We start from the raw sequence: 14,216 nt of genomic DNA, 5'->3' as shown, positions 1-14,216 counted from the left end.
TGTTCGCGGGCAAGCCCGCTCCCACAGTGATCGCGCAAATTTCCAGATTTGAGCAAGGCAGTAATCCGACAACCAGATCGGTGCTGGTTGTTCGAGGTGAGCAAGCTTGCCATGACGCCGGCCAGAGCTGAAGATTCCGGATCAATACTTGCGTCAATGTGGATGTACCCGATGCCCGCTGCTTTTCAACCCGACCACCTGCGCACCTGCCTGGCACCGTTGACCGCTTGCCAGCCGTTAACGGCCGAGGCCCAGGGATACCAGCGCTTCTACGGCCTGGACCTGTCGGCACACAGCTGGCTGGGCGGCTTCCAGGCGGCGGGGTTCGACCTGGTCGGGCAGGCCTGGTTACCCGAGCAGCCCATCGCAACGCTGTTCCTGTTGCACGGTTATTACGACCATATGGGCCTCTACCGGCATGTGATCGAATGGGCACTCAAACAGGGTTTCGCTGTGATCAGCTGTGACCTGCCCGGTCATGGCCTGTCCAGTGGCGAGCGGGCCAGCATCAGTGATTTTGCGGTTTACCAGCAGGTGCTGGAGGTGTTGTTCGAACAGGCACGGGCGCTGCAACTGCCGCGCCCGTGGCACCTGTGCGGGCAGAGCACCGGTGGCGCCATTGCCGTGGACCACCTGCTGCACCAAGGCGCGCGCAGCCCCATCGATGGCCAGGTCATCCTCTTGGCACCGTTGGTACGGCCCTGTTCCTGGCGCTGGTCGAAATTGAGTTATCGGGTGTTGCGTCACTTTGTGAGCGGCATCGAGCGCCGCTTCAGCGAGAACACCAACGACCCGGCCTTCCTGCCGTTTCTGGAGGCCGACCCGCTGCAACCGCGCCGCCTGCCAACCGCCTGGGTGGGGGCACTGATCGCATGGGTCAAACGCATAGAGGCCGCGCCACGCAGTTCGCGGCGGCCGTTGATCGTGCAGGGGGAGGCCGATGGCACGGTGGATTGGCCCTACAACCTTGAAGTGCTCAAGGCCAAGTTTGCCGAGCCGCAAATTCTGATGCTGCCCGAGGCCCGTCACCACTTGGCCAACGAGCTGCCGGGCATTCGCCAGCGCTACTTCGACTTCATCGACCAGCGCCTGGGCTGATCACTTCAGCTCGTTGGTACTCTGGCCAACCGCCAGGCCCGCGCGGACAGCGGCCAGGGCCGCCTGGTAGTAGGCCTTGCCGTCAGGGGACTCGGCGAAGGTGGCGAATTCTTCCAGCTCGGCGTCGGACAGGTCGCGGTAGACGTACAACAAGGTGTTGTTGAGGTCTTCGCCGATCTGGTTCATCAGGCGCTGGCGCTGGCCGTCGAGCAGGCCCTGGGCCTGGCCGCCACCGAACAGGCCGGGGATCATCGAACTGAGGCTGTCGGCTGCCACGCCGGCGATGGCCAGGCTGACTTCGGCGCCGGCTTCACGCGCTGGCAGGGCCTGGGCCAGGTGGCCGATGACCAGCAGGCGGTCGTCGCTGGCCTGGATCTTCGGCAGGCCCTTGGCATTCTTGGCCAGTTCGTCCTTGCGAGTGGCCTTGAGTTCCGCTGCCACCACCTTGCGCCCCAGCGGCGACTGGAAGAAAGCCAGGGCCGGCGAGGGGTTGGCCAGGGTGGCGCGCAACTGCGCCTGGGCACGACGGTCTACCGCCTGGGCCTGGAAGCGCTGGTTGCTGTTGTTGACCAGCGCCTGGTACACGGCGGGTGGCAAACTGTTGCGATAGCGCGCCTGGGCGGCGGTCAGGGCATCGTTGAAGTGGGCGCGCTGGTCGGGCCAGCCGGCGGCCTTGTACAGTTGATCCAGGTTGTCTGCCCAGACAGGCGTGGTGCAGATCATCAGCAGAATCAGGGAAAACAGACGGCGCATTCAGGACTCCTGTCGGCAGGTGGCTATTGTCCTTGGCCCAGCGCTGGTTTGTCGAGATATGCGCGTGTTTCTCGGCCAAGTGGCGCTGTGCGGCGACAGGGCGAATGGATATGATGCGCGCCATGCACATCTCCCCTGAACACCCGATGGTTACGGCCGTCGTCGACGATCTGGCCACCCAAGGCTGGTCCCAGCAGGCGCTCTTTCTGCCTGCCGAACTGGTGCGCGCGCTGGCGGCCGAGTGCCGACGCCGTGATGCCGAAGGCGAACTCAACCCTGCGGGGGTTGGGCGTGGTGCTACCCAGGAGGTGCGCGAAGCCATACGCGGCGACCAGATCCAGTGGATCGACCCGGGGCAGGCCGAGGCCTGCGACCAGTACCTGGCGGCCATGGACCAACTGCGGCTGGCGATCAACCAGGGCCTGTTCCTGGGCCTGGAAGACTTCGAATGCCATTTTGCCTTGTACCCACCGGGGGCGTTCTATCGCCGGCACCTGGACCGTTTTCGCGACGATGACCGGCGCATGGTCTCGGCGGTGCTGTACCTGAACGAGGGGTGGCAGTCGGAGGACGGCGGCCAGTTGCGCATGTTCCTGGCTGAGGGTGTCGAGCACGATGTGGAGCCAGTGGCGGGTTGCCTGGTGATATTCCTGTCCGGCGAAGTGCCCCACGAGGTGTTGCCGGCCAGGCGTGAGCGGTTGTCGTTGACCGGCTGGTTCAGGCGGCGTGGCAATGACCCGTTCTGATGTGGCCAAGGTGCTGGTCAGCGCCTGCCTGTTGGGGCAGCCGGTGCGCTATGACGGCCGGGCCAGTGGGCACCCGGGCCTGTTGCAGCAGTGGCAGGCCGAAGGGCGCGTTGTGGCTTTGTGCCCGGAGGTAGCCGGTGGCTTGCCGACCCCGCGCCCGCCAGCGGAGATACCAGGCGGGCAGGGCGGGGCGGTGCTCGATGGCGGCGCGCAGGTGCTCACAGTGACGGGCAGCGATGTCAGTGCCGAGTTTCTGGCTGGGGCGCAGCTGGCGCTGGAACTGGCGCAGCGGCATGGCATCCGCGTGGCGGTGTTGAAGGCGGGTAGCCCTTCGTGTGGTAACCGGTTGACCTATGACGGCACGTTCAGCGGTGTGAAGGTAGCGGGGGAAGGGGTGACCACGGCGCTGTTGCGGCGGGCTGGGGTGCAGGTGTTCAGCGAATTGGAGCTGGAGCAGGCGGCGCAGGCGCTGGCTGAACTGTCACTGTAAGCCTGTACCGGCCTCCTCGCGTGTTCACCCACGAAGAGGCCGGTACAGGCAGCAATAAATCTTACTGCCCGGCCGCAGTCTCCTGCACGCCCTTGAACCACTTCTGCTCCAGCTCGGCAGTGCGTCCGCTTTCTTTCAAGCGCTGCAACGCATTGTTCACCGCGCTTTCGAACGCCGGGTTGTCCTTCTGGAACGGGATCACCAGCTTTTTTTCGCCAATGGGAAGGCTTACATCGAGCGGGCCGTCGTCGCCCTTGAGCGCATCGGTCGATGGCGTGAGCGCGATGTCGTACTTGCCGCTCTCGACACCTGTCAGCACTTCTGTTGCAGGGGCTTCGACGAACTCGGCGCGCAAGTCCAGCTCCCTGGCCAGGTCCTGGCCAAATTCGATGTCGAAACCCGTCAGGTGGTCGTCTTGTTTGAATGCGTACGGCGAATTATCAGCCTGTACGGCAATGCGCAGTTCGCCCCGGTCGGCGATTTCGTCGATCAGCTCCGCCTGGGCCAATGGACTGATCAGTACTGCCAGCAGTACCCCTATGGTCGAACGCATGAATGCCCCTTTTCTTTTAGCAGATTGAATACTGTCGCCACGGCTTTCTTCCTCGCCGTGATCGAACGCAGCCTATGACCTTGAAGCCTCGGCATTGTTTAACCCTGACCGAAATATTTCTGTCGGACAATGTGAACACCTTGGCGAATAATTCAACTAATGTGAACTACCGCCGCCGTCGGATCCCAGGCTGCGGTCAATAAGTGAATCACAGGAGAAGTGAATGAACAGCCTAATTTCGCGTGCTGCCGTTGCCGGTCTGTTGATGGGCGCGTCGGTGTTCGCCAGTGCCGCGGACGCCCTGAAGAGCCAGGAGCCGCCCAAGGATGCCAAGGTCTTCATCGTTTCCCCCGCCGATGGCGCTACGGTCGACAAGACCTTCACCGTCAAGTTCGGCATCGAGGGTATGGCCCTCAAGCCTGCGGGTGATCAGACCCCGCACACCGGGCACCACCACCTGCTGGTGGATGTGGACAAAGAGCCAGTGGCTGACATGCCGCTGCCGACCAGCCTGATGCCGGAGGCTGGCACCGCACTGCCGGCGGGCCCGCAGGTGCTGCACTTCGGCAAGGCGCAGACCGAAACCAGCATCACCCTGACGCCGGGCAAGCACACCTTGCAACTGATCCTGGGGGACCAGTATCACGTGCCGTTCAAGCCAAGCGTGGAATCGAAGAAGATCACGGTTGAAGTGAAATAAAAAAAGGGAGGCCCAAGGGCCTCCCTTTTTCATGCAGCAAGCAAACTTAGAACAGCACGCGGGAACGGATGGTGCCCTTGACCTGTTGCAGTTTTTCTTGCGCAAGGTCCGAGTACTCGGCGTCAACGTCGATTACCACGTAACCGACTTTCTCGTTGGTCTGCAGGAACTGACCGGAGATGTTGATGCCGTTCTCGGCGAAGACCTTGTTGATCTCGCTGAGTACGCCGGGAATGTTTTCGTGAATGTGCAGCAGGCGGTGCTTGCCTGGGTGCGCCGGCAGGGCCACTTCCGGGAAGTTGACCGAAGATACCGAAGTACCGTTGTCGCTGTACTTGACCAGCTTCTCGGCCACTTCCAGGCCGATGTTGGCCTGGGCTTCGGCGGTGGAACCACCGATGTGCGGGGTCAGGATCACGTTGTCCAGGCCGCGCAGCGGGCTTTCGAACTCTTCGTCGTTGGAGCGCGGCTCGATCGGGAACACGTCGATGGCGGCGCCGATCAGGTGCTTGTCCTTGATGGCAGCGGCCAGGTGGTCCAGTTCGACCACGGTGCCACGGGCGGCGTTGATCAGGATCGCGCCTTTCTTCATCGCGCGGATTTCCTTCTCGCCGATCATCCACTGGGTGGACGGCAGCTCAGGCACGTGCAGCGAGACGATGTCGGCCAGGCCCAGCAGCTCGTTCAGGCTGGTGACCTGCACGGCGTTGCCCAGTGGCAGTTTGGTCAGCGGGTCGTAGAAGTACACCTGCATGCCCAGGTTTTCGGCCAGGACCGACAGTTGGGTACCGATCGAGCCGTAGCCGACGATGCCCAGTTTCTTGCCACGGATTTCGAACGAGTTGGCCGCACTCTTGATCCAGCCACCACGGTGGCAGGAAGCGTTTTTCTCTGGGATGCCGCGCAGCAGCAGGATGGCCTCGGCCAGTACCAGCTCGGCGACCGAACGGGTGTTGGAGTATGGCGCGTTGAACACGGCGATACCGCGCTGGCGGGCAGCTTCCAGGTCAACCTGGTTGGTGCCGATGCAGAAGCAGCCAACAGCGACCAGTTTCTTGGCGCAGTCGAAGATCTCTTCGGTAAGCTGGGTGCGTGAACGGATGCCGATAAAGTGGGCATCGGCGATCTTTTCCTTCAGCTCGGCTTCCGGCAACGAACCAGTGAGGTATTCGATGTTGGTGTAGCCGGCAGCCTTGAGGGTATCGACTGCGTTCTGGTGCACACCTTCAAGAAGAAGGAACCGGATCTTGCTCTTGTCGAGAGAAGTCTTGCTCATCTGCGTAAACCTGTATCCCGGAGAAAAAATGGCGAGGGGTGATGCCAGGCGCGAGGGCAGCCTTAGCATGAACAGCGGGAGGGCTATGCTAGCATACGCGACACAATCTGAGCTTATCCCGACAGGTGAAGAGTACTCAGGGTGACTATGAATAAGTCGAGAGTTCCAGCGATGACCCACCCCGCTGTTATTGAAGAACTGATGACCCTTGTCGACCCTGGCAAGGTCCTGACCGACGCGGCTTCCCTCGAAGCCTATGGCAAGGACTGGACCAAGCATTATCCGCCGGCGCCCAGCGCCATCGTCTTTCCCAAGACGGTCGAGCAGGTGCAGGCCATTGTGCGCTGGGCCAATGCGCACCAGGTGGCGCTGGTGCCGTCTGGCGGGCGCACTGGGCTTTCTGCCGGCGCTGTGGCGGCCAATGGCGAGGTTGTCGTTTCCTTCGATTACATGAACCAGATTCTCGGCTTCAATGCCTTCGACCGCACCGTGGTCTGCCAGCCAGGGGTCATCACCCGGCAATTGCAGGCCTACGCCGAAGAGCAGGGCCTGTATTACCCGGTGGACTTCGCTTCCAGCGGTTCTAGCCAGGTTGGCGGCAACATCGGCACCAATGCCGGCGGGATCAAGGTGATTCGCTACGGCATGACCCGCAATTGGGTCGCAGGGCTGAAAGTGGTCACCGGCAAGGGCGAGTTGCTGGAACTGAACAAAGACCTGATCAAGAACGCCACCGGCTACGACCTGCGCCAGCTGTTCATCGGTGCCGAAGGCACGTTGGGTTTCGTGGTCGAGGCCACCATGCGCCTGGACCGGGCGCCGCGCAACCTTACCGCGATGGTGCTGGGTACACCGGACTTCGACTCGATCATGCCGGTGCTGCACGCCTTCCAGGGCAAGCTGGACCTGACCGCCTTCGAGTTCTTCTCAGACAAGGGCTTGGCCAAGATCCTGGCACGCGGTGACGTGCCGGCGCCGTTCGAGACCGATTGCCCGTTCTACGCACTGCTGGAGTTCGAGGCCAGCACCGAAGCGGTGGCCAACGAAGCCTTGGCCACCTTTGAGCACTGCGTCGAGCAGGGTTGGGTGCTGGACGGGGTGATGAGCCAGAGCGAAACCCAGCTGAAAAACCTGTGGAAGCTGCGCGAGTACCTGTCTGAAACCATCTCGCACTGGACCCCGTACAAGAACGACATTTCCGTCACCGTGTCGAAAGTGCCCGCGTTCCTGCGCGATATCGACGCCATCGTCGCGGAGCATTACCCCGATTATGAAGTGGTGTGGTACGGCCATATCGGCGACGGCAACCTGCACCTGAACATCCTCAAGCCCGAGCACATGAGCAAAGACGACTTCTTCGCCTCGTGCACCAAGGTCAACAAGTGGGTGTTCGATATCGTCAAACGCTACAACGGCTCGATCTCCGCCGAGCATGGCGTGGGTATGACCAAGCGCGACTACCTGGGCTACAGCCGCTCGCCGGAAGAAATCGCCTGCATGAAGGCAATAAAGGCCGTGTTCGACCCTAACGGCATCATGAATCCGGGTAAGATCTTCGCTCCCGTATAAAAAGCAGTAGAGGAGTCGGCCATGAGTTACCAGCACCAGTACGTAGACGGCACGCGCATTCACTTCCCGCTGGGCAAGGTGGTGTGCATCGGCCGTAACTATGCCGAGCATGCCAAGGAACTGGACAACCCGATCCCCACCGAACCGCTGCTGTTCATCAAGCCAGGCAGCTGTGTGGTGCCGGCCGAAGGCGGCTTCAAGATCCCGGCCGAGCGGGGTTCGGTGCACTACGAGGCCGAAATTGCCGTGCTGCTGGGCAAGCCGCTGTCGGCCCACCCGAGCGAGGAAGAGGTGCTGGATGCCATTTCCGGCTACGCCCCGGCGCTGGACCTGACCCTGCGCGACGTGCAGGCCAAACTGAAAGAGAAGGGCCTGCCGTGGGAACTGGCCAAGTGCTTTGACGGGGCCTGCGTACTGCCGCCGTTCGTCTCGGCCGCCAGTTTCGAGGATGTCACCGACATCCCGGTGCGCCTGACCGTCAACGGCGAAGTGCGTCAGGACGGCAACAGCGCGATGATGCTTAACCCGATCGTGCCGATGATCCAGTACATGGCGGCGCATTTTTCGCTGCAGGCGGGGGATGTGATCCTCACCGGTACCCCGGCGGGTGTGGGGCCGTTCAATGTCGGTGACGAGCTGGCGCTGGAGCTGCCGGGTGTCAGCCGCTTCGAAAGCCGAGTGTTCTGACTCGAAACCGTGTTGCCTTCTTCGCGGGTAAACCCGCTCCCACAGGTACTGCACAAGGCTTGAGAGCTGTGCAGTACCTGTGGGAGCGGGTTTACCCGCGAAGAGGCCGGACCTGTTTACCGATTTTTCACACCCGATCAGGATAATGCGCGCACCCACGCCCATTTCCCAGGAACCGCGCATGCCATCACCCTCCGCCCCGGCAACACCCAAGCGTCGCTTCTTTCTGCGCTGGCCCTTCGGCCTGGCTGTGGCGGCGGTGATCGGTTATGGCGTATCGGTAGCCATGCACTGGGATGACCGTGGTGCACTGTGGGTAAAGGAGAGCTTCGAAAGCACCGCCGAGCGCAGCGAAAGCGTGTGGCTGCCGGACTATCAGGTGGACATCGACGCCAAACCGCTACCGGGCATGGACGATGACGAAGCCTCGGACGTGGCCTTCAACCCGCATACCCGTACCCTGTTCGCGGTCATGGGCAAGAACCCGATCCTGGTCGAGTTGAGCCTGGAGGGCGATGTTCTGCGCAAGATCCCGCTCAACGGCTGGAGCAACCCGGAGGGTGTCGCCGTGCTGGAAGACGGCAACCTGGCCATTACCGACGAGCGTCTGCACGACCTGACCGTGGTCAAGGTGGACGCGCAGACCACGGCACTGAACCACGGCGACTTCCAGAGCCACGACCTGGGCCAGTCGGTGAAAAGCAACAAGGGTTTCGAGGCCATCGCCTGGGACCCGCTGCGTCAGCGCTTGATCATCGGCGAGGAGCGCCCACCCAAGCTGTACACCTGGAACACCGATGGTCGCAGCCCGCTCCAGGGTGAGAAGCAGCCGCTGCCCAGCGAAGAGCTCGACTTGCGCAACCTCTCTGCCCTGGGCGTTGACCCACGCACCGGCCACTTGCTGGTGCTGTCGGCCGATTCCAACATGCTGCTGGAGCTGGACGAGCAGGGCCAGCAAGTCAGTTTCATGACCCTGCTGGGCGGCTTCAACGGGCTTGAAGACACCATCCCGCGGGCTGAAGGGGTGGCCATGGACGATAAGGGCAACCTGTACATGGTCAGCGAGCCGGCGCTGTTCTATCGCTTCAAGAAGAACTGACAACATCATCAGATTTGCCTGATGCTGGCATTAAGCTTCGTTTCAGCCATTAATGATTAGATTCGCCACCCCTGTGTCGAGTCTGCTCTTATGCGCCGTTTTGTTCGCCTGTTCCTTGTTCTGGTTGCCCTTGGCCTGCTCATGCTTGGCTGGGCCGGGCAGGAGTTTCGCCTGTTCGAGCGTGGCTGGTTCAACCTGAAGACCTGGTGGCACCCTGCCGAGCGGAGCATTGGCCTGGACCGCTACCGGGTAGTGCTGGAGGCGCAGCCGGTCGAAGGGCTGGATGATGACATTTCGGCGCTAACCTACGACCCCGACCGCAAAACCCTTTTCACCGTCACCAATGCCCGTTCGGAGCTGATCGAGCTGTCGCTGGACGGCCGCATCCTGCGCCGCGTGCCGCTGACCGGCTTCGGCGACCCGGAGGCTGTGGAGTACGTTGGGCCAAACAGTTATGTGATTACCGACGAGCGTCAGCAACGGCTGATTCGCGTAAGGCTGGAAGACGACACGATGTTCCTCGATGCCGGTGACGCCGAACAGCTCAGCCTGGGCATTGGCCTGAACGGCAACAAGGGATTCGAGGGCCTGGCATACGATTCGGCGGGCAAGCGGCTGTTCGTGGCCAAGGAGCGCGACCCGATGCTGATCTATGAGGTGCATGGCTTCCCGCATGACAACCCGGAAAAGCCCTACGCCGTGCATGTGGTACAGGACCGCAAGCGCGATTCACGGCTGTTTGTAAGGGACCTGTCGAGTTTGCAGTTCGATGAGCGCAGCGGGCACTTGCTGGCGCTGTCGGACGAGTCGCGGCTGGTGCTGGAGCTGGATGTAGAAGGCAGGCCGCTGAGTACCTTGTCGCTGCGCAAGGGGTCGCAGGGGTTGCAGGCGACGGTGCCGCAGGCGGAGGGGATTGCGATGGATGAGGTGGGGACCATTTACCTGGTCAGTGAGCCGAACCTGTTTTATGTGTTCAAGCAGGTAACGGAGTGAGCAGGTGGGGCTGCTTTGCAGCCCATCGCGACACAAGGCCGCTCCTACAGGAGATGGCGTACCCCTGTAGGAGCGGCCTTGTGTCGCGACACGAGGGCGAAGCCCTCGCCGAAGCTTACTCGGCCTTCAGGCTCTTCACACCTTCAGAGGTACCGAGCAGCAGCAGGTCCGCCGGTCGCGCCGCGAACAGGCCGTTGGTGACCACGCCAACGATGGCGTTGATCTGCGCTTCCAGCTCCACCGGGTTGGTGATCTGCAGGTTGTGCACGTCGAGGATCACGTTGCCGTTGTCGGTGACCACGCCTTCGCGGTACACCGGGTCGCCGCCCAGCTTGACCAGCTGGCGCGCCACGTGGCTGCGGGCCATCGGGATCACTTCAACCGGCAGCGGGAAGGCGCCCAGCACGGGCACCAGCTTGCTGCCGTCGGCGATGCAGATGAAGGTCTTGGCTACGGCCGCGACGATCTTCTCGCGGGTCAGGGCTGCGCCGCCGCCCTTGATCAGGTTCAGGTGCGCGTCGCTTTCGTCGGCGCCGTCCACGTAGAACTCAAGCTCGCTGACGCTGTTCAGCTCGTACACCGGGATGCCATGGCCCTTCAGGCGCTGGGCAGTGGCTTCGGAGCTGGCGACTGCGCCGTCGAAGGCGGTCTTGTGCTGAGCCAGGGCGTCGATGAAGAAGTTGGCGGTCGAACCGGTACCGACGCCGACAACGCTCTTTTCATCCAGCTTGGGCAGAATGAAGTCGACAGCGGCCTGGGCGACGGCCTGTTTGAGTTGGTCCTGGGTCATGCGGGCTCCGAAAGGGGCAGGGCGGTTTCAAAGTTGCCTAGTATAACGGCTCGCACGGCTTTGCTGTGGTCGCCCGACGTAGCGCTGGGGTAGACTTCCAGCCCTTGTCCCGCGGCCCAGTGATGCATTCCCGATGCTCGAACAGTACGTCAAGAAGATCCTCACCTCGCGCGTCTATGACGTTGCCGTCGAAACCCCGTTGCAGAGCGCCGGGCAACTGAGCAAGCGGCTGGGCAACCAGATTTTGCTCAAGCGCGAAGACCTGCAGCCGGTGTTCTCGTTCAAGATCCGCGGGGCGTACAACAAGCTGGCCCAGCTGAGCCCAGAGGAACTGGCCCGTGGCGTGGTCACCGCCTCGGCCGGCAACCACGCCCAGGGCCTGGCCCTGGCTGCGCGCGAAATGGGCATCAAGGCCACCATCGTGATGCCCAAGACCACCCCGGAAATCAAGGTCGAGGGCGTGCGCTCACGGGGCGGCAAGGTGGTGTTGCATGGCGACTCGTTCCCCGAGGCGCTGGCCTATTCGCTGAAACTGGTCGACGAAAAGGGCTTTGTCTATGTTCACCCTTACGACGACCCGCACACCATCGCCGGTCAGGGCACCGTGGCCATGGAAATCCTGCGCCAGCACCCTGGCCAGCTGGGCGCGATCTTCGTGCCGGTGGGTGGCGGTGGCCTGATCGCCGGTATTGCCGCCTACGTGAAGTACCTGCGCCCGGAAATCAAGGTAATCGGCGTCGAGCCGGACGACTCCAACTGCCTACAGGCGGCCATGGCCGCCGGTGAGCGCGTGGTGCTGCCGCAGGTCGGGCTGTTCGCCGACGGTGTGGCGGTGGCCCAGATTGGCCAGCACACCTTCGATATCTGCCGCCACCATGTGGACGAAGTCGTCACCGTCAGCACAGACGAGATTTGCGCAGCAATCAAGGATATCTACGACGATACCCGCTCGATCACCGAACCTGCCGGCGCCTTGGGCGTTGCGGGCATCAAGAAGTACGTCGAGCTGTATGGCGTGACCGGGCAGACGCTGGTGGCTATCGACTCTGGTGCCAACGTCAACTTCGACCGCCTGCGCCATGTGGCCGAGCGTGCCGAGTTGGGTGAAAAGCGTGAGGCGATCATCGCCGTGACCATTCCCGAGCGACCGGGCAGCTTCAAGGCCTTCTGCGAGGCCATTGGCAAGCGCCAGATCACCGAGTTCAACTACCGCAAGCACACCTCGGACGAAGCGCATATCTTCGTGGGCGTGCAGACCCACCCGGAAAACGACCCGCGTGCAGCGCTGGTGCAGCAACTGACCGAGCAGGGCTTCCCAGTTACCGACCTGACCGACAACGAGCTTGCCAAGTTGCATATCCGCCATATGGTGGGTGGCCATTCGGCCGGTGCCAGTGACGAAATGGTACTGCGCTTCGAGTTCCCCGAGCGGCCAGGGGCGCTGTTCAACTTCCTCAACAAGTTGGGCGGGCGCTGGAACATCTCGATGTTCCACTACCGCAACCATGGCGCAGCTGACGGGCGTGTGGTGGCAGGCCTGCAGGTGCCGGAGGATGAGCGTCACCTGGTACCGGCGGCGCTGGCCAAGATCGGCTACCCGTACTGGGACGAGACCGAAAACCCCGCTTACAAGCTGTTCCTGGGCTGAGCGGCTAAGCTTGGCTTATCGCTCAAGGATGTGAAGACATGGAACACCTGACCACCCTCAAGACCTTGCACATCATTGCCACCGCACTGCTGCTTTTGGGCGCCTTGGGCTTGGCGGCCTGGACCGTTCGCGCCCGCCGTCAGGGTGATGCCGAGGCTTATGCAAAGCTGCTGCGCCGGCCGTTGGTATTTGTCTGGCTGGTGATGGGCCTGTGCCTGGTGAGCATGCCGCTTACCGGTTGGTGGCTGGTGCATCTGGTGGGCTGGCCGCTGGGGCAGACCTGGGTGCTGGCGTCCAGCGTCATCTATACCTTTGGCGCGTTTGCCGTGTGGTGGCTGCTGGTACGGCTGAACCGGCTGCGCAAGGCCGAAGTGGTAGGGCTGCGGTTTACCCTGGCGCTGGCGGTGTTCAGCGGGGTGTGCTTCCTGTCCATTGCCGGGCTGATGGGTGCCAAGCCAGTTTGAGGCCAGAGGAGGGCTTCGCCCTCCATCGCGACGCAAGGCCGATCCCACAGGGGAGCGCGAATCCCTGTAATCTCAATCCCTCAGCGAAACCACCGGCCACCCGCGCTTCTCGGCCTCGGCCCGCAAGTTCGGGTCCGGGTCCACCGCCACCGCATGCGTCACCCGCTGCAATAGCGGCAGGTCATTCATCGAGTCGCTATAGAAGTAGCTGTCCTCGAGATCAAAGCCGTTCTCCAGCATCCAGCGGTCCAGCCGCGTCACCTTGCCTTCACGGAAACACGGTATATCGGTACTACGCCCGGTATAGCGACCGTCGCGCATCTCGCACTCGGTTGCCAGCAGCACGCGAATGCCAAGACGCCGTGCAATTGGCGCGGTGACGAAGCGGTTGGTAGCGGTAATGATCACCAACTGGTCGCCCGCCTCGCGGTGCTGCTGCAGCAGGGCCAGGGCCTTGGGCAGGATGATCGGTTCGATGCAGTCGCGCATGAAGTCGCGGTGCCATTCGTCGAGCTGGGCCACGGGCGTTGCCGCCAGGATCTCCATGGAAAAGGCCAGGTAGGCCTGCAGGTCCAGGGTGCCGTTGAGGTAGTCCTGGTAGAAACCATCGTTGCGTTGCTTGTAGGCGAGTGGGTCGAGGATGCCACGCTCGCAAAGGTAGTCACCCCAGGCATGGTCGCTGTCGCCACCGAGGAGGGTATTGTCCAGGTCGAATAAAGCCAGGCGCATCGCGGTCACTCGCATCAGCCACAGGGTAGGCCCGCAGAATACGGAGTTTTCACGCTGCTGCACATAAGCTTGGCGGGCGCGTTGCTGCGCTCGCAAGCTTTGTGGAACAATGCGGGGACATGCGTTTGCGAGGTTGCTGCCGTGATCGACCCGGATGGTTTTCGCCCCAATGTCGGGATCATTCTTACGAATGATGCCGGGCAGGTGCTATGGGCTCGACGGATCAACCAGGATGCCTGGCAGTTCCCCCAGGGTGGTATCAACCCTGACGAGACGCCTGAAGATGCCCTGTACCGCGAGCTGAACGAAGAAGTTGGCCTTGAACGCGACGATGTGGAAATTCTTGCCTGCACCCGTGGCTGGTTGCGTTATCGTTTACCGCAGCGACTGGTACGTACCCACAGCCAGCCGCTGTGCATCGGCCAGAAGCAGAAGTGGTTCCTGCTGCGCCTGGTCAGCAACGAACAACGGGTGCGGATGGACCTGACCGGCAAGCCGGAATTCGACGGCTGGCGCTGGGTGAGCTATTGGTATCCGCTGGGCCAGGTTGTGACATTCAAGCGCGAGGTGTACCGACGCGCCCTGAAAGAGCTAGCACCGCGTCTACTGACGCGCGACTGA

At 62.3% G+C, this 14,216-nt stretch carries 16 protein-coding genes; 11 read left to right on the top strand and 5 right to left on the bottom strand.

What is annotated here, in order from left to right:
* Positions 1-171 precede the first annotated feature (171 nt).
* A complete protein-coding gene (locus ACNQP3_RS27780) occupies positions 172-1,098 on the top strand; it encodes an alpha/beta hydrolase (protein WP_060494356.1) in 927 nt (308 codons plus the stop codon).
* Here the strand turns inward: ACNQP3_RS27780 and ACNQP3_RS27775 are convergent, their stop codons facing one another.
* Complete coding sequence (locus ACNQP3_RS27775) at positions 1,099-1,851, bottom strand: DUF2059 domain-containing protein (RefSeq protein WP_012274707.1); 753 nt, start codon at positions 1,849-1,851, stop codon at positions 1,099-1,101.
* A gap of 113 nt (positions 1,852-1,964) precedes the next feature.
* On the opposite strand from ACNQP3_RS27775, the gene ACNQP3_RS27770 reads away from it, so the two are divergent.
* Both ACNQP3_RS27770 and ACNQP3_RS27765 read left to right on the top strand, forming a co-directional pair.
* Positions 1,965-2,597 (top strand): 2OG-Fe(II) oxygenase, encoded by a 633-nt coding sequence (locus ACNQP3_RS27770; protein ID WP_041166805.1) that lies wholly within the window; start codon positions 1,965-1,967, stop codon positions 2,595-2,597.
* Complete coding sequence (locus ACNQP3_RS27765) at positions 2,584-3,087, top strand: DUF523 domain-containing protein (RefSeq protein ID WP_012274705.1); 504 nt, start codon at positions 2,584-2,586, stop codon at positions 3,085-3,087. The genes ACNQP3_RS27770 and ACNQP3_RS27765 overlap by 14 nt, the downstream gene beginning before the upstream one ends.
* A 61-nt stretch (positions 3,088-3,148) precedes the next feature.
* Here ACNQP3_RS27765 and ACNQP3_RS27760 read toward each other — a convergent pair whose 3' ends face one another.
* Positions 3,149-3,640 carry a transporter substrate-binding domain-containing protein gene (locus ACNQP3_RS27760; RefSeq protein ID WP_012274704.1) on the bottom strand — a complete coding sequence of 164 codons (492 nt, stop codon included), beginning with the start codon at positions 3,638-3,640 and terminating at the stop codon, positions 3,149-3,151.
* A 223-nt stretch (positions 3,641-3,863) separates the two neighbouring features.
* Between ACNQP3_RS27760 and ACNQP3_RS27755 the strand changes: the two genes are divergently transcribed.
* Positions 3,864-4,340 carry a DUF4399 domain-containing protein gene (locus tag ACNQP3_RS27755; RefSeq protein ID WP_012274703.1) on the top strand — a complete coding sequence of 159 codons (477 nt, stop codon included), beginning with the start codon at positions 3,864-3,866 and terminating at the stop codon, positions 4,338-4,340.
* A gap of 46 nt (positions 4,341-4,386) precedes the next feature.
* On the opposite strand, the gene serA is transcribed toward ACNQP3_RS27755, so the two are convergent.
* Positions 4,387-5,616 carry a phosphoglycerate dehydrogenase gene (gene serA, locus ACNQP3_RS27750; protein ID WP_012274702.1) on the bottom strand — a complete coding sequence of 410 codons (1,230 nt, stop codon included), beginning with the start codon at positions 5,614-5,616 and terminating at the stop codon, positions 4,387-4,389.
* A gap of 171 nt (positions 5,617-5,787) precedes the next feature.
* Between serA and ACNQP3_RS27745 the strand changes: the two genes are divergently transcribed.
* From ACNQP3_RS27745 to ACNQP3_RS27730, 4 genes are all read left to right on the top strand, one after another.
* Positions 5,788-7,185, top strand: a complete 1,398-nt coding sequence (locus ACNQP3_RS27745; protein ID WP_060493810.1) for an FAD-binding oxidoreductase — start codon at positions 5,788-5,790, stop codon at positions 7,183-7,185.
* Positions 7,186-7,206: 21 nt separating this feature from the next.
* Positions 7,207-7,872, top strand: a complete 666-nt coding sequence (locus ACNQP3_RS27740; RefSeq protein WP_264316643.1) for a fumarylacetoacetate hydrolase family protein — start codon at positions 7,207-7,209, stop codon at positions 7,870-7,872.
* Between the two features lie 181 nt (positions 7,873-8,053).
* Complete coding sequence (locus tag ACNQP3_RS27735; protein WP_012274699.1) at positions 8,054-8,971, top strand: SdiA-regulated domain-containing protein; 918 nt, start codon at positions 8,054-8,056, stop codon at positions 8,969-8,971.
* A 90-nt stretch (positions 8,972-9,061) separates the two neighbouring features.
* Positions 9,062-9,964, top strand: a complete 903-nt coding sequence (locus ACNQP3_RS27730) for an SdiA-regulated domain-containing protein (RefSeq protein WP_060493811.1) — start codon at positions 9,062-9,064, stop codon at positions 9,962-9,964.
* Positions 9,965-10,079: 115 nt separating this feature from the next.
* On the opposite strand, the gene rpiA is transcribed toward ACNQP3_RS27730, so the two are convergent.
* The gene (gene rpiA, locus ACNQP3_RS27725; RefSeq protein WP_012274697.1) at positions 10,080-10,754 is read right to left on the bottom strand and encodes a ribose-5-phosphate isomerase RpiA; all 675 of its coding nucleotides are present in this window, start codon (positions 10,752-10,754) and stop codon (positions 10,080-10,082) included.
* Between the two features lie 133 nt (positions 10,755-10,887).
* On the opposite strand from rpiA, the gene ilvA reads away from it, so the two are divergent.
* Entirely contained in the window at positions 10,888-12,402 is a 1,515-nt protein-coding gene (gene ilvA / locus ACNQP3_RS27720) for a threonine ammonia-lyase, biosynthetic (RefSeq protein WP_060493812.1), read from the top strand.
* Positions 12,403-12,440: 38 nt separating this feature from the next.
* Positions 12,441-12,866, top strand: a complete 426-nt coding sequence (locus tag ACNQP3_RS27715) for a DUF2269 domain-containing protein (RefSeq protein WP_012274695.1) — start codon at positions 12,441-12,443, stop codon at positions 12,864-12,866.
* 72 nt (positions 12,867-12,938) lie between these two features.
* On the opposite strand, the gene ACNQP3_RS27710 is transcribed toward ACNQP3_RS27715, so the two are convergent.
* Positions 12,939-13,595 (bottom strand): HAD family hydrolase, encoded by a 657-nt coding sequence (locus ACNQP3_RS27710; protein ID WP_060514455.1) that lies wholly within the window; start codon positions 13,593-13,595, stop codon positions 12,939-12,941.
* 141 nt (positions 13,596-13,736) lie between these two features.
* Between ACNQP3_RS27710 and ACNQP3_RS27705 the strand changes: the two genes are divergently transcribed.
* On the top strand, positions 13,737-14,216 hold the full coding sequence (locus tag ACNQP3_RS27705; RefSeq protein ID WP_003249017.1) for an RNA pyrophosphohydrolase: 480 nt from the start codon (positions 13,737-13,739) through the stop codon (positions 14,214-14,216).

It is taken from the genome of Pseudomonas sp. LFS074, from assembly GCF_047978165.1.
GTDB lineage: Bacteria > Pseudomonadota > Gammaproteobacteria > Pseudomonadales > Pseudomonadaceae > Aquipseudomonas > Aquipseudomonas putida_P.
This window is presented reverse-complemented; position numbering and strand designations above follow the sequence as displayed.